Source organism: Lutibacter flavus (assembly GCF_900188355.1).
In the GTDB taxonomy this organism is placed as follows: Bacteria; Bacteroidota; Bacteroidia; order Flavobacteriales; family Flavobacteriaceae; genus Lutibacter; species Lutibacter flavus.
In genome coordinates, this window is sequence record NZ_FZNX01000001.1 from 965851 (window position 1) to 985234 (window position 19384).

General features: G+C 27.8%; 16 protein-coding genes. 3 read left to right on the forward strand and 13 right to left on the reverse strand.

The annotated features are described in order from the left end of the window. Positions 1-38 precede the first annotated feature (38 nt). Complete coding sequence (locus CHB63_RS04265; protein ID WP_176420238.1) at positions 39-788, reverse strand: CDP-alcohol phosphatidyltransferase family protein; 750 nt, start codon at positions 786-788, stop codon at positions 39-41. Positions 789-869: 81 nt separating this feature from the next. On the opposite strand from CHB63_RS04265, the gene CHB63_RS04270 reads away from it, so the two are divergent. The 3 genes from CHB63_RS04270 to CHB63_RS04280 are packed head-to-tail and all read left to right on the forward strand — an operon-like array spanning position 870 to position 4170. After that, positions 870-1838, forward strand: coding sequence for a YheT family hydrolase (locus CHB63_RS04270; protein ID WP_089377164.1), 969 nt, complete (start codon positions 870-872; stop codon positions 1836-1838). A gap of 53 nt (positions 1839-1891) precedes the next feature. Beyond that, positions 1892-2956: a putative type IX sorting system protein PorV2 gene (locus CHB63_RS04275; protein ID WP_089377165.1), complete on the forward strand. Its 1065-nt coding sequence runs from the start codon at positions 1892-1894 to the stop codon at positions 2954-2956. Between the two features lie 35 nt (positions 2957-2991). Continuing rightward, positions 2992-4170, forward strand: coding sequence for a lipoprotein N-acyltransferase Lnb domain-containing protein (locus tag CHB63_RS04280; RefSeq protein ID WP_089377166.1), 1179 nt, complete (start codon positions 2992-2994; stop codon positions 4168-4170). Positions 4171-4450: 280 nt separating this feature from the next. Here the strand turns inward: CHB63_RS04280 and CHB63_RS04285 are convergent, their stop codons facing one another. From CHB63_RS04285 to CHB63_RS04340, 12 genes are all read right to left on the reverse strand, one after another. Further along, entirely contained in the window at positions 4451-5839 is a 1389-nt protein-coding gene (locus CHB63_RS04285) for an exopolysaccharide biosynthesis polyprenyl glycosylphosphotransferase (RefSeq protein ID WP_089377167.1), read from the reverse strand. Next, positions 5839-7053 carry a glycosyltransferase family 4 protein gene (locus CHB63_RS04290; RefSeq protein WP_089377168.1) on the reverse strand — a complete coding sequence of 405 codons (1215 nt, stop codon included), beginning with the start codon at positions 7051-7053 and terminating at the stop codon, positions 5839-5841. Before CHB63_RS04290 ends, CHB63_RS04285 begins: the two co-directional genes overlap by 1 nt. Continuing rightward, the gene (locus CHB63_RS04295) at positions 7046-8419 is read right to left on the reverse strand and encodes a phenylacetate--CoA ligase family protein (RefSeq protein ID WP_089377169.1); all 1374 of its coding nucleotides are present in this window, start codon (positions 8417-8419) and stop codon (positions 7046-7048) included. Before CHB63_RS04295 ends, CHB63_RS04290 begins: the two co-directional genes overlap by 8 nt. Positions 8420-8426: 7 nt before the next feature. Beyond that, complete coding sequence (locus CHB63_RS04300) at positions 8427-9440, reverse strand: glycosyltransferase family 4 protein (RefSeq protein WP_089377170.1); 1014 nt, start codon at positions 9438-9440, stop codon at positions 8427-8429. Then, positions 9412-10755, reverse strand: a complete 1344-nt coding sequence (locus tag CHB63_RS04305; RefSeq protein ID WP_089377171.1) for an O-antigen ligase family protein — start codon at positions 10753-10755, stop codon at positions 9412-9414. The genes CHB63_RS04300 and CHB63_RS04305 overlap by 29 nt, the downstream gene beginning before the upstream one ends. Continuing rightward, a complete protein-coding gene (locus CHB63_RS04310) occupies positions 10748-11842 on the reverse strand; it encodes a glycosyltransferase (protein ID WP_089377172.1) in 1095 nt (364 codons plus the stop codon). The genes CHB63_RS04305 and CHB63_RS04310 overlap by 8 nt, the downstream gene beginning before the upstream one ends. A gap of 76 nt (positions 11843-11918) precedes the next feature. Further along, complete coding sequence (locus tag CHB63_RS04315) at positions 11919-13229, reverse strand: glycosyltransferase family 4 protein (protein WP_089377173.1); 1311 nt, start codon at positions 13227-13229, stop codon at positions 11919-11921. A gap of 3 nt (positions 13230-13232) precedes the next feature. Beyond that, positions 13233-14210 (reverse strand): glycosyltransferase family 2 protein, encoded by a 978-nt coding sequence (locus tag CHB63_RS04320; RefSeq protein WP_089377174.1) that lies wholly within the window; start codon positions 14208-14210, stop codon positions 13233-13235. Beyond that, positions 14200-15753: a glycosyltransferase family 2 protein gene (locus CHB63_RS04325; protein ID WP_089377175.1), complete on the reverse strand. Its 1554-nt coding sequence runs from the start codon at positions 15751-15753 to the stop codon at positions 14200-14202. The genes CHB63_RS04320 and CHB63_RS04325 overlap by 11 nt, the downstream gene beginning before the upstream one ends. After that, on the reverse strand, positions 15750-16892 hold the full coding sequence (locus CHB63_RS04330) for a glycosyltransferase family 4 protein (RefSeq protein ID WP_089377176.1): 1143 nt from the start codon (positions 16890-16892) through the stop codon (positions 15750-15752). The genes CHB63_RS04325 and CHB63_RS04330 overlap by 4 nt, the downstream gene beginning before the upstream one ends. After that, a complete protein-coding gene (locus CHB63_RS04335) occupies positions 16883-17965 on the reverse strand; it encodes a glycosyltransferase family 4 protein (protein ID WP_089377177.1) in 1083 nt (360 codons plus the stop codon). Before CHB63_RS04335 ends, CHB63_RS04330 begins: the two co-directional genes overlap by 10 nt. Beyond that, positions 17962-19353 carry a hypothetical protein gene (locus CHB63_RS04340; protein ID WP_089377178.1) on the reverse strand — a complete coding sequence of 464 codons (1392 nt, stop codon included), beginning with the start codon at positions 19351-19353 and terminating at the stop codon, positions 17962-17964. The genes CHB63_RS04335 and CHB63_RS04340 overlap by 4 nt, the downstream gene beginning before the upstream one ends. Positions 19354-19384: the final 31 nt, after the last annotated feature.

Genomic DNA, 19384 nt, shown 5'->3' on the forward strand with positions numbered 1-19384 from the left:
TACGCAGAGATTCTTCTCTATCAAATAGAATAAAAACATTATTTATTCTGAAGGAGCGACATTACTACATAAATTAAAATAACAATTGGTATTGCCACAAACTGAAATAACACGCATAACAATGCCGTTATTAAAATAAATACAAATTTCACTTTGTTGTTTTTCCAGCTATAATCCTTAAATTTTAATGAAAACAACGGTATTTCTGCATTCATTAAAAAACAAAGTAATAATGTTACTCCTATTAAAAACCATTTATTTTCAATTAAACTAGTAGCAAATTGAACAGAGCTAAACTTTAAAATTAGTGGCAAAGACAAAACAACCAAAGTTGCAGCTGGTGTTGGCAAACCTATAAAAGAACTTGTTTGACGTTCATCTATATTAAATTTAGCCAGTCTATAGGCTGCTGCCAAGGTAAATAGCAAACCCATAAAAGGTAACCAATGCCAATGACTTTCACTAAAAGAAACCCAATTGCCAACTTCACAAGATAAACCATCAACCCAATTTTCGTGAACTATTTTAGATAACAACTGAAACATTACAATACCTGGCACTACTCCACTTGTAACAACATCTGCCAACGAATCTAATTGTTTTCCTAATTCACCCTGAACATTTAATAAACGTGCCGAAAAACCATCAAAAAAATCAAAAAATATTCCTAAAAACACTAAATAAGCTGCAATTACCAATTCACCATTTACAGCATATATAACTGCAATAGTTCCTGATAATAAGTTTAATAAGGTTAATAAATTTGGAATGTATTTTTTAATCAACATCTTTTATAAATTTCAGTAAATTTAACAAAATGTTTTTCAGAAAGATTAATTATATTTATTTTTTAAATATCTCTTTTTTATATGCCAATAATTGAATCTAGTTACAAACCCTCGTTACTATTTAAAAATCATCATTTTAACACGGTTTATAAAACATTGTTTAATTCCGAAACAATTATTTATAAAAGAACCCGGATTGAAACGAGCGATAATGATTTTATTGATTTGGATTTTTCATTAAAAAACTCAAACACATTAGTAATTGCAATGCACGGATTGGAAGGTAGCTCTAAATCAAAATATATAGTCTCCGTTGTTAACTACTTAAATTTAAACAATATAGACTGTGTTTCTGTCAATTTTAGAGGTTGTAGTGGTGAAGATAATAACAATGTTTACTCGTACAATAGTGGAAAAACCGACGATGTTTCCTTAATCATAAATTATATTTTAACTCATTACAATTATAAAAATATTGTTTTGTTGGGTTACAGTATGGGAGGAAATATTACCTTAAAATATATGGGTGAAAATTCAGAAACTCCATCAATCATTAAAGGTTCAATTGCAGTATCTGCTCCCTGTGACTTGGAAGGTTCGTCAAATGTATTGTCTAAATGGCATAATGCTGTTTATTTGAATCGATTTATGAGTACTCTCAAGGAAAAATCGATATTAAAGTTGGAAAAATTTCCAAATAGTGGACTAAATAAAGAGGCAATATTAAATGCTGAAAATTTTAGGGATTTTGACAATGCCGTTACCGCGCCCCTTTTTGGATATAAAAACGCGCATGATTATTGGAAAAAATGCAGTTCAAAACAATTTTTAGAAGGAATTAATCTACCAACCTTATTAATAAATGCGCTTGATGATTCCTTTTTATCCGAAAGTTGTTATCCTTTTGAAGCAGCAAAAAATCATAAATATTTAACCTTAGAAGTTCCCAAATATGGTGGTCATGTTGGATTTAATACTTCTTTTTTTGGAAAGGATTTATTGTGGAGCGAAAAAAGGATATTGCATTTTATTCAACATATTATTTCTTAAAATTCAACGTTAACTTATAAAGTTTTTTTACTTTCGTTTAAAAATAATTCACCTTGAAAAAATATATACTCATTTTTTTATTTTCAATTCAATTAGTATCTGCTCAATCAGTTAGAAAATATTCGAATGAATTTTTAAATATTGGCGTAGATGCAGCTGCTTTTGGAATGAGTAAAGCTGTTGTAGCAACAAGTAACGATGTAAATTCAAATTACTGGAATCCAGCTGGTTTAGTAGGAATTAAAGATTATCAAGGTGCAATAATGCATGCAGAATATTTTGCAGGAATTGCAAAGTATGATTATATAGGTTTTGCAATGGCTGTTGATGAAAAAAGCGCTGTTGGTATTTCATTAATAAGATTTGGAGTAGATGATATTTTAAATACTACGGAACTTATTGACAATGAGGGAAATATAGATTATAATCGAATAAGTTTATTTTCGGCAGCTGATTATGCATTAAATTTATCATATGCCAGAAGTTTACCAATTGAAGGTCTTAACCTAGGTTTAAACACTAAAATTGTAAGAAGAATTATTGGGAAATTTGCTACTTCCTGGGGGTTCGGACTAGATGCCGGTGTTCAATATGAAAAAAATGATTGGAAATATGGTTTAATGTTAAGAGATATTACAACTACTTTTAATTCCTGGAGTATTGATGAAGCTGAATTCGAAAAAATTAAAAATTCAATTCCAGACCAAAATCAGGAATTACCTGAAACAAATGAGATTACCTTACCAAAAGCACAATTAGGAATTGCAAGAAAATATACTATTTCTAAAGATTTCAATTTATTGACGGAAGTTGATTTAAATATGAGATTTACAAAAACAAATGATATTATTTCAACTGATTTTGTAAGTATAGACCCAGCAGTTGGGTTTCAATTAGATTATTTAAATATGGTTTTTTTACGAGCTGGTGTTGGAAATATTCAAAAAGAGTTACAATTTGATACTTCGGAAGAAGTAGTTTTTCAACCAAATTTTGGAGTTGGCTTTAATTATAAAGGAATCCAAATTGATTATGCTTTAACTAATATTGCGTCTGTTGGAAATGCATTATATTCAAACATATTTTCTATAAAAGTAGATTTTGATTATTTCAACTAATTTTAAAATTCTATTAAAATAACATTTATTAATTGATGAAAATTAAGCCATTATTTACCTTTTTTCTTTTTCTATTTTCAGTTATATCTTATGCTCAGATTAAACTATCTGACAAAGCAACTATTAGTGTAGTTACTTGTGGTCCAGGAGATGAACTTTATTCTACATTTGGGCATAGTGCTTTTAGAGTGTACGATGCTGTTAATAAATTAGATAAAATTTATAATTATGGAACCTTTAATTTTAATGCTCCTAATTTTTATCTCAATTTTGCAAAAGGGAAACTAACCTACCAACTATCCACTACCCGATTTGGGTATTTTTTACAAGTTTATAATTATGAAAACAGATGGGTTAAAACGCAGGAATTAGACCTGAATTATAATGAAGTTCAAGCTACATTTGAATTTTTAGAAAACAATGCAAAACCAGAAAACAAAGATTATGAGTACGATTTTTTCTACGACAATTGTTCAACAAAAATTGAAGATGTTATAAAAACTGTTTTAAATGACAAGGTTACTTTTCATAACAACCATATTACCACACATAAATCTCATAGAGATCTAATAGCCGATTATACTAAAAATCAAAAATGGGGAAAATTTGGAATTGATTTAGCTCTGGGTTCTGTTATAGATAAAGAAGCTACAGAAAATGATTATAAATTTTTACCCGATTATATTTATGAGGCATTTGAAAATGCAACTATTACAACCGATAATGGGATAAAACCTCTGGTAAAAGAGAATAAAACAATTATTAATCCTAAAAAAGAACTTTCTATTAAACCTTTAGCTTTTGTATCCACACCATTTTTTACACTGCTATTAATTAGTTTAATTATTGTTTATTTCACTTTTAAAAATTACAAGAAAAAAGCAAGATCAAAATGGTTGGATTTCATAATTTACTTTTTAACAGGAATTATTGGAATTGCTGTATTACTTTTATGGTTTGCAACCTCACATACAGCTACTTATAAAAATTTAAATTTCTTATGGGCTTTTGCTCCTAATTTGGTTGTTGCTTTTTATCTATTGAAATCGAAATTACCTAAATGGATTTATTATTATAACATCTTATTAATTGCTTTAATTTTAATTCTGGCAATTTTATGGTTGTTTAAAATTCAGGTATTTAATAGTGCTATGATTCCTTTATTAACTGCTTTGGGAATAAGATATTTATTTTTGGTGAAATCTAAATACTAACTTCTCGATACAATTTTTCTCCATTGCATTTCTAAAAACCACTCGAAGTGACGTTGATTATGTAAAAATTCCGTCAGTACTAGATACAATTTTTCTCCATTGCATTTTTAAAAATCACTCGAAGTGACGTTGATTATGTGAAAATTCCGTCAGTACTAGATACAATTTTTTTTACATTGTATTTCTAAATACCACTAGAAGTGATGTTGAGAGTTACAACTACTCGTCAGTTCGAGTGATTTCAATAAGAATGAAATTCTTAGTGAAATTGTATCGAGAACTAAGTACCTCTAAAAAACAAAACTGTACTAATTGTTTTAATTACAATTTTAAAATCCATTAATAAGTTACGTTCTTTAATATAATAAAGATCATATCGAAGCTTTACGAATTGCTCTTCTTTGGTACTTGCATAAGGATATTCCACTTGAGCCCAACCTGTTAATCCAGGTTTAATTACGTTTCTAATCGTATAGAAAGGAAAATTTTCACTTAATTCTTCAACAAATTCCGGACGTTCAGGTCTGGGACCAATAATACTCATATCGCCCTTTAAAATATTTATAAATTGAGGAACTTCATCAAGTCTGGTTCTTCTTAAAAATTTACCAAATTTTGTAATTCTATTGTCATTTTTAACTGCCCAAACTGCACCAGATTTTTCGGCATTTGAAATCATGGTACGCAATTTTATTATTTTAAATAACTCACCTCCTTTACCAACACGTTCCTGATAATAAAATAATCTACCTTTATTCCAAAGTAAATTTCCAATTAGTACAAAAGGAATTATCATAATAAAAAATAAAATTCCAAATACAGCTCCAATAACATCAAATGCTCTATGAAAAATTAAATAAGCTCTATTTTGCTGACTATTACTAAATGTTAAATGATTATAAAAACTTTCGTTTAAATGTGTTTCAGGAATTTTTTTAGATATAGATTCAACAAACTCCTCAGAACTAGTGATATGATACCCCTTTTTAAAAAGCGAAATTAATTGTGGCGTGTATTTATTTGTAAACTCATTTTTATGATAATTATCTACAACAATTTCAGATATATGGTGAGTTAAAACTAGCTCATTTAAGGAGGTGTTTTCTACATTAAAACGCTGAATTGACTGATCTAAAATTGGTTCTGAACAAATATAACCAACAATAAAATTATCAGGAGCTTTGGTTTTTATCAATTCGACTAATTTAAAAATTTCCTCTTTATTTGATCCTATTATTATAATACGATTAAAAAAAAGTGGTGAAAATATAAATTGTATGTAGGCCAACCTCCAAACATAAACAGATGCAGTTATTGCAACAAATAAATAAATTACTTGCATTCTGTTTTCTGGCAATACAGGAGTAATTATTGGTGTGAAAATATAAAATAAGGTTGTGAAAATTCCAGTTAAAATAGCACTTCTTAAAACCAGGTATTTATCATTGGCAATTTTTAAATTATACATTTCAAAAATTTGACCCAATAACAGTAAATACCCTGCTAAAATTAGCATCCATTTATAAATGTTCTCATTTGTGCTATTAAAATAATGAAAGTCAAAAATAAATGACATAATTGCCAATCCTTCTATTGCAAAAACAACATCAAAAACACGCAATAATAATTTACGTTCCGAAATTGAAAAGCTGTTGTTCTTTGGGGGCATTAAAATAGTTTTAGATATTTATCACTTAAATATCCAAAGTTATGATATTTTCTAACATATATAAGCCCATTTTCACCAATTCCTTCTAATTTTTTAGTTGACATTTTTTGTAATTCTAAAATACCCTCTACAATTGCTTTTCCACTCTCTGGTAATACTGTTATTCCACAATTAGACAATTCAACTGGGCTTTTAATAAAATTAGATGATTCTAAAACCGGTTTGGAAGCGAGCATATAGTCAAAATACTTATTTGAGGAAACACCATAATCAAATAAAGGGGTATCGTTTCTGCCAACAAAACAAACATTAAAATGTTTTAAAATGCTTTGAACCTGACCTTTATTAATTTTATCTATAAATGTGATATTTAAATTTCCTGCTGTCTTTTGCATTAAACTTTTCTTTAAGTAACCGTTTCCTACTAAAACAAAATGAACTTCCTTATTTTGAACCATTAAAATAGATGCTTCAATTAAATACTCCAATGCATTTGCCATTCCCATAGTTCCTGTGTATCCAATTATAAATTTATTATTGGGTATTTGTTTTATTATTGAGTCTGGCAAAGACTCTTTTAAAAGTAATTTTTCATCTATTCCATTCGAAATCCAATTAAATTTTGATGCATCTCCAGATATTTTATTAATATAAGAACTAGCGTTAGGAAGCAAGGATACAATGTTATCCGATTTTTTATATCCTTTTTTTTCTATCCAACTCATTAAAATTATCATAGGATGAAATTTTGAATATCCAGATAAATACATTGGAGTTAGAGGCCATAAATCTCTAATTTCAAACAATAATTTTTTAGAATTAAATTTTTTCTTTAAATAAATTCCAGATAAAATTGGAAAAATTGGCATTGAAGAAACTATAATATTAGATGGCTTTTCTAACAAGGAACTTTTTAAAAACAGTACTTTAAAAGCAAATACAATCATACTCCACAATTTAAAAATACTTCCCCCATCATATGGTGGTATTTTTACCCAACAAAATGTAATATTTTCTTCAATTTCTTCAAGTGTAAATGTTTTGTTAGAGATCTTTGGTTGATTAATAAAAAGGTGATTGTATGAACCTGAAATTATTTTAACCTTATACCCTTTTGAAATCCAGTATTTTGAAAAATTAAAATGGCGTTCTCCCCAACCAGAATCTGGTTTTCCAGCAGTTTGATTTATTATCCAAATAACTTTTTTACTCATTCCTCAGATTTGAAATTACTGCCTTAAATTTACCGTTTTTTGTTCTTTCGATTTCTAAAACATACTCAAAAATAATACTTAAACCTCCAAGTTGACTTGTTATTCGTTGTTTAATTAATTTTTCATTATTTGTGTCAAACGATTTTTCTACAACTAATTTAACTATAATTTCTTCAAGTGAAAGTTGTATTACTTGACTCATAACTAAATACGGAATATTTATAAAAACACTGTGAAAACGAACCATTTGTTGCCCATTTCTACCAATTATAACATCTTCAACTCTGCCTTCTATTTCATCAATTTTAAGCATTGCATTATTTTGTTCTTTTGCAATTTTAACCTGATCCCCTATTCTGTATCGAATCAATGGTTGATCATAATTTAAAAAACCTGTCGCAATAACTTCTCCCATTTCTCCATTATTTACATATTTCCCTTTTGAATCAATAACTTCCATAATCCCAGAATCCATACTAAATAATAGCTCTCCTTTATTATTTTCAGAAATTAAACCACAAGCCTCCACGCCGCTATACGCATCAAATACTTTACATTTAAAGGCTTCTTCAATAGTTTCTCTCATTTTATAAGTTAATTTTTCACTGGATGTTAAAACAGCTTTTAACTTTGGAGTTTTCAATTCAAGTTTTAAAATACTTTTTGCCAACAAATAAATACTCATTGCATAGCCAACTAAATATTTGCTTTGTGAATCAAACAATCCTTTTACATAATCTGTAGCCGTTGATTCAGAAATATGGTAAGCTGAAAAATACGCTTGAGATTCTGCCTTATTATATCTGTAAAATGGTTTTTTAGTTTTAGAATTTGATAAAACTTTCCTACCGCCAATCATAGCTCTTGGCATTTTATAATGTACTCCTGACCAATTTCTAACGCGCACTTCATAAAGCGCTGACCAAGTTTGATGAAATTTTCTGCTTAAATAAATACTTGTAGGTGTTCCGCTACTTCCACTACTAAAATAAAATTTTCCTTTTTCTTTTTTAGCTGATAACAATTGAGAAGTCCCATATTTTCTTAATTCATCTTTTTCTAAAAATGGTAATTTTTTTAAATCCTCTAATTCAAATTTCTCAAAATCACTTAACTCAAAGCCATTTTTTTTGTATAATTTTTCATAAAATGGAACTGTAGTAAATGCATGAATAAGTAATTTTCGAAGTTCCAAGGTTTGATAATTATGCCATTCACTTTCAGAGTAATTATCATGAACTCTAAACTTTTCTAGTTTATTTTTGAAACAACCACTAAAACGTCTATTCTTCCAATAATATCCATACATAGAAAGCATCATATTTTGAATAAAAACTGGAGAAACAGAATAAATTTTATTTAACATTAATAATTTATTTCAAAAGATTGTACCATTGAACTTTGATTTTTTCTATATCAAATTGTTCTGAAAATAAACGAGCTGATAAAGATAATCGATTCGCTTCATCCGGATTATTTAAAATATTAATAATAGCATTTGCCATTTCTTGTTCATCATTCGCAGAAACTAAAATTCCATTTTCTTTATTCTTAATCAAATACGGAATACCTCCAACATTTGTTGAAATTATTGGCAGTCCTAAAGCCATCGCTTCAAGCAGACTCACTGGCATATTATCTATATTTGTAGTATTTATAAAGATATCATATTCATTTGAAAGTTGATGCCAATCTTCTTTTTTAAGAACCCCCGTAAATTTGATGTTTTCAGTCAAATTTAATTTATCAACCAATAATTGAACTTCCTCAAAAGTACCATCCTTAGTTGGACCAACCATACATAATTTTGCGTTTTCGAATTGTTTTTTTACTAAATTCAATACTTTAACAGCTAATAAAGGATTGTATGTTTTATCAAAAGCCCTAACCCATAATATTTTTGGGCTTAAATGCTGTCTTTCTTTAAAATTATATTCTTTTATAGGGATACTATTTGGAATGTACTCAGTTTTATATCCTCGAGCACTAAACTCTTTTTGTAAATATATTGAAGGTGATATGTTCTTATATGAATTTTTAAAAATTAACTTAGACGTGAACTTTGAATTTTCTATTCTAAAAGGTAAATTTCCTCCGTGCAAAATTGGAATATATTTAATGTTTAATAATCGAGCAAATTGAGAAATCACAAAAGCATAATAAAAATTTAATGTACTAAAAGTATCTATTAATAGTACATCTACTTTATTTCTATTCTTAAGAACACATATAACCATATCAAATAATCTCAATATTTTATTTGATTTATCGGAAGAAACAGTTACAGAAAATCCTTGTTGTAGTAACAATTCAGTTAATGTAGCCATTGTAGAATTGTATGCTGTTTTTTTAGTTAAATTATTTCCTATGTATACTATTCTTTTCATCTTTTGCAATTGTTACAAGGCTTAAACCATATATAAAGGCAGGAAATGCAACTCTCATTGCAGAATGGTTAATAGTAAAGAACCAAAATACTAAGAATGCGCTTAAAAGAGCTCTAAAAATTAGAGGTTGCCTTAAAATATGTTTCAAAGGAATAACTAATAACAATATTAATATAACCAAACCAATCACACCATGTTCACTTAATAATCTACTCAATTCATTATGGGAAGCTGCTACAATTCCTTGCTCTTCCATCCGTTCATATTTTGAACCTCCAACACCAATTCCAAAAAAAGGGTGTTCATAAAAATTATCCAATTCACTTTTAAATAAATCTATTCTACCAGTTGTAATATCATCTTTAGTAACTCCTGCTGCATTTTTATTGGTATATCTGTTTTCAAGCATACCACCGGTTAAATTTGATGTATAAATCCAAAGAGCAACTCCACTTAATACAATAATACCCCCATATTTAACAATATTTTTAAATTTATCTTTTGAAGCAGCAATATAATAAAAAACAAAAAATGTTATTGCTATAAATGCGGTTAACATGCCTCCTCTAGAAAATGTGATTAACCCTCTAAATACCAGATATATAAAAACAAACACATCTACAAACAGCACAAAAAATACGCGCTTTTTAAAAAACAGAAATACTGCAAAAATAAAAACTCCAAATCCTAGTAAAGTTGCAACTTGATTGGGACCAAAACCTCCAGATGCCATAATATTTGCAGCACCTCCAAAACTTATATCTTGAAAATCAGGTGTTTTAAAATATAAAAAACTTAACATAGAAATAATTGGTAATCCCGCTACAAATAACACATCCAAAATAGTAGACAAGGTTATTTTTCTTTTATAAAAATAAATTGAAGCAACTCCTAATAAAACTGGTCCACTTAAATTAAAAGCGATTGCCGTTCTAATTGATTCATTAAAAGGAATATCCACAAAAGCAATTCCAATAAGCAACAATAAAATGTAAATTAAATAACTTACAGATATATGATGTTTTTTTGTCTCAATATAAAGTCCAAAAAATAAAAAAAGTAAAACTGAATATTTTGGTAATTCATGAAAAACCATACTACCAGCCATTCTAAAAAGCACTTCACCTCCAACTAAATAGGCACTCCAAAATATGGCTTCATTATACTTGTTCTCAGATTTATAAATTGAGAAAACACCTATTACAACAATTAATAATGAATAGTATTTAGTAATAGATCCCGATAATAATAAAACTCCTAAAACAAGATGAAATAAGGCTAAATAAAAACGCGTATATTTTGAAAAACTAATCAAATTGATAAATTTTTATTAATTTTTTCAGAAAACTTTCTTCTGAAAATTCTGTTTTAATCTTATTAAAAAAAATTTTACCAAAAGTGCTACGATTTAATTCATTTTCAATTAAATACATCAAACCATCTGCCAATTCTTTTTCATTTTTTGAATGAACCATCATACCACTTTTCATATGTTCTATAACCTGAGAACAATCTCCAACATTTGTAACAACAACTGGTAAAGACGCCAAACCATATTCTAACAATGATACTGGTAACCCTTCTGATTTGGAACTCAATACCCCTATTGTTGTTTGTTCTAGTATATGATAAATATCCAAACGACTACCATACAAAAATACAGCGTTTTCTAATCCTTCTTCTTTTATAAAAGATTTTATTTTATCTGAATATTCATCATATAAATCCAATCCAACTAAATGTAAGGTCCAATTATTTAAATCGTTTTCAATAAGTTTAATGGCTTTTAATAAGTTTAAATGATCTTTTTGAGGTCTTAAGTTTGCTAAACAAATTATCCTTTTTCCATTAGTCCCTTTTAATACTGTTTCAATTTTAATTCTATTATTTAATGTTGCAAAATTCGGCAGATAAAATCTATTTTTAGTGTTCAATTTCTTTAAAGACCAATCAAATAATAGTTTATTTACAGCAATAGTGCTATTAAAAAAATAAGAACAAACTTTTAAAGCAACTGATTTTCTATTTGTTAAAGATTCACTAGATCCGTAATGATCGTGCCAAACAACATTCAAAAAAGGGTTTATCAATTTTAATTGTACAGCAATAAAAAATGAAGACGAATGGGCATGAATAGTATTAATTTGATGAGATTTAGCATATGAATTTAATTTTAAAATTGCTTTTAAATCTAAACTTCTTTTTTTATTCAAAAACAAATAACCAACACCTTTTACTATGCTGTTTTTTAAATCACCTTCTTTACGAGTTACGCATAAATGAGAATTTACTCCAATCTTATTTAATCCATTTGCTATATTTACAGCCATCATTTCAGCTCCTCCAGGATTTAGAGAATCTATGATTTGAATAACTTTTAGCTCATTAACTAATTTCGTCATGTCGGACTTTAATACTTTCTGTTTATTTTAACTACTCTTTAATGAGATCCCCCAAGGCAAGCTGAGAACGAAGTTTTTAAACCAACAACTTCCCTACTTCTTTTTCAAACTTTTCCAAAGTGTATTGTCTAGACCATTCCATCGCTTTATCTACTTGTTCTTCGAATTTTTTAGGGTTATGAATATACGATTCAATAACTTCAACAATCTCATTAATACTTGGATTCACTATAGATCCTCTTTTATTATTTTCTAACATATATGAAATGCAAGATACATCACTTGTAATTGGTAAACAACCCCAAAACATAGCCTCTGCTACTACTTTTGGCCATCCTTCTGATTTTGATATAAATAATAAAAAATGTGCTTCTTTATAGGCTTTTTTAACGATTTCTTTATAAGTATTTCCATGTAATCTTACTTCGTTTTCTAGGGAGTTATCTAAAATATATTCTGTCAAATTAGTTCTTTCTATTCCTTCTCCATACATATCTAATTTTACTAGATATCCTTTTTTCTTTAATTCATGAATAACTTGAACACTTAATAAAGGCTGTTTTCCAGGAGTTAAACCACCAACAAATAGAAAGTTTAATTCAGCTTCATGAGATCCCCATTCAAGCTGTGAATGACGTTGTTCTTCGTTATCTTCAACTTGATTGGAGATTTGTTCATTGTGCTCCATATCATGAGATGCCCAGTCAAGCTGGGATTGACGTTGTTCTTCGTCATTTAAAACTTGATCAAACGTATGTTCTTGAAATCCAGAAATATCCCTTACCATAATATCTTCAATCTCCAATTCTGAATAACTTGCTGTAAAAAAAGGAACAATATTCTTACTTTGTTTCGGCCATTTACCATAAACCAACACATTACAATTCTTAGTTAAAAAAGTATTGCTAACAATCCATTTTTGTAAACGGTAACTTAACGGTTGTTTGCTTTTAGGATCCCAATTGCCAGCATACTTTACTGTTTTTGGTTTGGAAGGAAATAAAATTTGAACAAAACATCCTAATAAGCCAATATTACCTGGACAACGTAAATGAATATGATCTGCCCATTGCATGGCGTTGTAGATTTGAAAACAAATTTTAGAGATTTTAAAAATTGCATTGATACCATTCTTCATTGAAGTAATATCAAAGGAAGGTATTTTAATTAGTTCCAAATCGTCATCTCCAACTTGATTGAAGGTCTGTTTATTAAACCGATAGTTACTTTCTATTGAAGTAATATCTTCTTTAGAAAGAGGCGCAACAATTTGTACCTCATCTACATATTTTAACCACAAATTCATTTCACGAACATAGGGTTCGTAAGCAAAAATCCCTAGTTCATTTGATTTATGTTCAACGTGCGTAATTATTACAAACTTCATAGTTTATTTGGGTGTATTCAAAAATAATGAAAACCATCCAACCAATCTACCCAATGCTTCAGTAAATGCCTCTTTTTTATGAATTCCATAAAAACTATTCAAAAATCTAATTTTTAAAAGCACTATTACATTTAGATGAAATAGTACTTTAGCTTTTATACCTGGATTTGGATATTTAACTCTCCATACATACCAGCCATTTCTAACAACCATTTTACCATAGCAATATTTATTTGGTCTTCCAGCAGCTTCGTGATGATGTTCTAATTTGGCTGCAGTGTTTACATATAACTGTCCTAATTTTGAAGCTCGCAAACAAAAATCCATATCTTCATACAAACCATAACCTTCAAAATAGGTTGAAAATTGAATGGTGTTAAATACTTCTTTTTTATAAGAAGAAACACCTCCCATAAAAAAATCAACAGGGTAAGTTTTATTCGAAGAAGGTAAAAAACCGATAGATCTACCGTGCGAATATATTGGCATATACCCAGGTAATGTTTCATCAATTAATCCTAATTTCTTTCTTAATTTAAAACGCAAACTTTCATTTCTACAATAACCATCTAGGCAATAACCATTCTTAATAAAATTAGAAGACCATGCTACCTCATTTGATATATAACCCCCAACACCTAAAGCATTTTTCTCCTTTATATAAGTTTGTATTAATTCTTTAAAATAATTGCTATCTAAAATGGTATCATCATCTAAAAAACAAACCACTTCATTTACTTTTCCTACTTTTAAAATTCCAAAATTTCGCTGTTTTGTTAATCCTCTATTCTGTTTATCAACTAAAAAATAGTGTAGATTGTTAAAATTTGAAGTTTTAATGAAATCCAAAGTATCATTATTTTTAGACCCATCAACAATAATAATTTCATTGGGATATAAAGTTTGATCAGCTATTGAGTTTAGTAATTTTTCAATGGCATCTCTTCGTTGATAAGTACAAATGATAAGGCTAAATTTCATTGGAATACTGTTTTATCAAAAAATTAGCCCAATAGATACTTTTAACCCACATTTTATTCATTAATTTATAATACTCAATTGGATTTTTAACAGACTGAATTCTATAAAACTTAAAAAACAAAGTAGTTTTATAACTTTGTTTTTGTTCTTCAGTGGCGTGTTTTAAATTATAAACCATCACTGTTGGTGAAGGTTTTGGCTGTATCAATTCTTTATCCCATTCTCTATAAATTTCAGATCTAAAACCTCCAATTGGAGCTTTTAGATGCAACATTTTAACAGTTGGAACATATAAAATATCCGTTCCTAAATTTCGCAATTGCATACCAAAATCACTATCCTCTCCATAACCAAATTCATAGGCCATATCAAATTTAATTTTCTTTATAATACTTGATTTAACAATACTTGTGCCTGATCCAAAAGTGCTTGATTGAGTAACAACTTGTTGCTTTATTACTTTATTCTCTTGTAAACAACTAATAGTTATTGCATTTTCACCATAACAATCTATATAGTTAAATGCTTTTCTCAATAAATCATCTTCAAATCTAACATCATCATCCGCAAAAAATACCCAATCAGAAGAAACTTTTTGCAAACCAATATTTCTTGAATTGCAAGCTCCCAATTGATAAATTAGTGTGTAGTCAATTTCAAAAGGCCATTTCTGTGCTAAAAAATCTAATTTAGTTGTTTCTCCTTTATTTGGAATTTGTTCAACAATAATCACTTTTTTAGGGAGTAATGTTTGTTTCGTCAAATCTAGTAAAACCTCTTTTAAATATTTTTCCCTTCCTAATGTTGGGATTAATACATCAATAGTTGGTAAAATTGATTTCCTGTAAACTTTTAGCTTTAAATCATCAAAAGATATTTTATTTCTTATTGGATTTTTAAATAGTACTCTAAAAAAAGGGAATATTATAAATCTTTTTTTATAAATAAAAAGATTTAACCCGTAAAGTAATATCCATCTAAATCTATAATTTGATTTTACAAACCATAGTAAATCAATAGTTGAAATGTTCTTTTTGCTAATTATCTTGTTTTCTAATGATTTTTTTAATAAGCTTGGATTAGAATAGCACAACAAACCTTGTTTCATTCCTATCTTTGCTATGTTGTTTAAAAACAAATTGAGAGTTAATCTATATTTCAATAAATATTCAAATTTCAAAAGCACAGAAGCATGTATAACACCTACATCAGATGACATTAACCAGGTTGGATATTTAACCTTTTTATTTACATTTATAAACGGTGTATCTTCAACATATCCAATGGAAGAAGTTATATAAAAATGATCAGAAGTTTCAAAAGAAACTAATAGTAATTGATGTTTTAAAATAGAATTCCATTCAGATAAATTTAAATCTTCTTTTAAACTATGGTGACACCAACCTATAAATCTAGATTTATTTTTAAAGGCTATTGAAAGCATTCTTTCTTGGATAGAACCCAAAGCGATTTCAATTTCCTGATTATTTGCATAATCAAAAATTTCAACCACTTTATCATTATTATGAAAAACTAAAATCATTTGTCTTTAATAATTGATTTAAAAAATTCAATATTTTGTTTCCCAATGAGATCTTGTGAAAAACTAGTTTCAATGCGTTGTTTTGCCTTTTTACCAAAGGCACTATTTAACTTCTGATTATTTAATAGTTGTAAAATCTTATCCGCATATAATTGATGTGCTTTCGGGTTTTCCATAAACCCTGTTTTACCATTGATCATTAATTCGTTTGCCCAACCTATATTTGAAGTTACTAAAGCTTTCTCCATAGACATTGCTTCTAGCCAAGTCATTGGAAACGCTTCTGCAAAACTTGGTAATACAATGACGCTGGTATTCGCAATATATTGCTTTACATCAGAATAAGGCACTTCAGATTTATAAATTACTTTTTTCTTTGCTTCCTTAGATAACCTATTCATAAATAACTGTACTGTTGATTTTTTTTCAAATATATCGATAACATCCTTTCCTACTAAAATTAAGTTTGAAGAAGGCTTTTTATTAATTACTTCATTAAAAATGTAAGCCAATTCTAAAACTCCTTTTTTTCTAATCATTGAACCAAAATATAAAATTGAATTTTTAACAACCTCAACTTTTAAATTAGAAAAATTATGGATATCTATCCCATTATAGATCACTTTTATAGTTTTATGCAGCTTAAAAATTTCAGCTGTTTTTTTTGCTGTAAATTCACTTACAGCAGTAATATAATCTGCTGATTTTAAAGCTTTCTTTTCAAAAAAATAATTTTTCCATTTTTGTTTTCGTCCTTCTAAATTACAAAAATAAGCATCTGTTCCATGGAGTCTAATTAATAACGGACATTTAAATTTCATAAAAGCCGTAATTCCAGTCCAATCTGGTGCTTCTAAAATATCAATTTGGTCATTTTTAATAATTTTATTTATATAGGTTTCAAGCTGTTTTCTATATAAATACCAGCTTAAAAATTTATATTTTTTATAGGTTATTTTATGAATTATAATGCCACTATCCTCAAATACATCATTACAATCCGTACCATAAATAAAAACAGTAACTATATTACCTTTGTTAACCAATGTAACTGCTAAGTTTTTAATACTCGTACCTATACCAGCTGAATTCGATATTTTAGCATGTGGATATTCTGAAGTTAAAAAAGCTATATGCATTCAATTAATTTTAAATGATTTTGAACCATTATTTCTAAGGTATATTCCTGTTCTATTAATGTATTTACTTTCGTTGAAATCGTTTTTTCTTGATTTACAATATTCGTGATAATTTTAGCCAATGCATTCGTATCCTTAGGTTCAAAAAGATACCCATTGAAGCCATTTTTAATAATCTCAGGGTTTCCACCCACGGTGGTTGTTATAACAGGAACATTACTTGCTAAACTTTCTAATAAAGATAAGCTAAAACACTCCATATATGTTGGCTGAATTAAATAATGATATTGATATAATAATTCATTTATTTTTGGTGAATTACCTTTAAATTCAACAATAGTATCCAAACTATAAGATTCTTTTAATGCTAACAAGCTATTTTTATACGTACCATCACCATAAATATCCACTTTTATAGATTTCTTATTTTTGTTATTTAATTTATTTAATGCGCCTAATAAATCTTGAATTCCTTTAGACTCTCTTAAATGTGAAATCACAATAAATTTAAATGGAGCATCTTCCCTTTCAATAAATTGCTTTTTAAAATTAGAAATAGCAATGCCATTATAAATAGTTACTGTTTTATTTTTTAAATGTTTTCCGAAATTTTTTAAAACATGTTGTTCTGTATACTTAGAAACACCAACTATTTTATCTACATACTTTCCAAATAAAATTCCTTTAATTTTATTTTTTAATCGTTTTTTAAATGGAAAACCATTTAAAGGTCTTGGATTGTGATCTATGTTAATAATATATGGATTCATTTGTAATTTAACCCTCTTAAAAAAAATGGAAACTGGTTGTAAAAAATGAGTAATTACAATATCAAACTTTAAATTATTTTGTTTACAATAATTTAAAAAATAACCTTCAACATTCCTATTCTCAGAACTAATTATGGATATATTTTCATAAAAAGAGAAAGATTCCACCTTTTTAAAAAACCATTGAACTGAATGTCCTTTTCCTCTTAACGTTTTATCAAATGCTACAAAAAAACGATCCATCCCTCCAATTCTTTCAGGGAAAAGGTTGTATTCACAAATAATAGCTATTGATTTTTTCATGAGCTTAACTTATATAAAACATTAGCTATCCTTTCACTAGTTCCTTCTAAAGGTTTACCAATTTGTAATTTTAAAAGATTATTTTGTTGATCCACTCTAGATGTTGGATTTTCCAAAATTTTATTAATTTCAAAAAATAACTCAGTTTCATTATGAGCTATTACAACTGCACCACTTTCCACCACTTTTTTATAGTGATCATAATTTAAAAACTTTTGATCGTCATACAATCCATTATTCACATTTCCATATACTGTGTTTATAACTGGCTTGTCAAATAACATAAAATCTAAACTCATGGTAGAACACATATTAATATTCAAATCTGAAAATTTTAAAATCGATTTTAAATCTGAAATATCTTCTTTTGTAGGCACTCTTTGAGACCATGTTTCAACATGGTTGGCTCTTGAAAGTTTCCATTTAGGAATATTCCATTTAATATCAAGATATTTTAATTTAATATCGTTAAACCTGATTCCGTCCTCTGCTGGAGAAGTTCTAACTAATAACTGTAAATCTTGTTCGCTTTGTTTAATGAATTTAATAATTGATTCAATATGAACAGGATCATTACCACCTATTCCTGCATCTGCACAACTATAACAAATAGTTTTTTTAGCTGGATTCAATTCAAATTTTTTAAAAAAAGATATTTTATCAATTGCATAAGCTTTCATAACATAAGGCTCAAACTGAGGAGTTCCAACAATTGTTATGTCTTTCGGTTTTGTTGATGGATAAAAGTGAAGCATTTCCTTTTTCATGAGATTACTCCAAACAAAATAGTGATCAAACCTCCCTAACATTCTACCTTTTGATGCTAAATTATCCCAACTAAAAATAAACGAAATAGATTTCAAATTAACTTTGTTTACTACTGCTAAAAACGGAGCTAAATAAGGAGGTCTTTGATGGGTGAAAAATATACTATTTGGCAGGTTTTCACTCAATAATTTCATATAACCAATAGTTATTTTATTTTTATTAAATGATTTAAATTGTAATTTTTCATAAAAACAAATACTTTTTTCTGAATGAAAAAAATATGCAATTAAATAGATAAATTTAATTTGCAATGATCTTAATGAATTATTTGCTGGATATCCTCTAACTAAATTATTATTAATTCCATAACTACTTCTATGCAAATACATATGAGCAACTTCTTTGAGTTTTCTGAAAATCCAATTTACTTTATGTTCTCTAAAAATATCAAGCTCTTTAATTTGAATTTTTTGATTATCAATATCATTAAAGCAATTTTTAGGTAACCCCGAGTAAATGATAATTTCATCAAATTTAAGAAGGCATTCATTTATAAAATTACTTAAAATAAAATTTCGGTACCCAACTCCATCTGTAATTACTATTCCTAATATTTTCATATTTTGTAAGATCTTTAAATAAATTGTATTA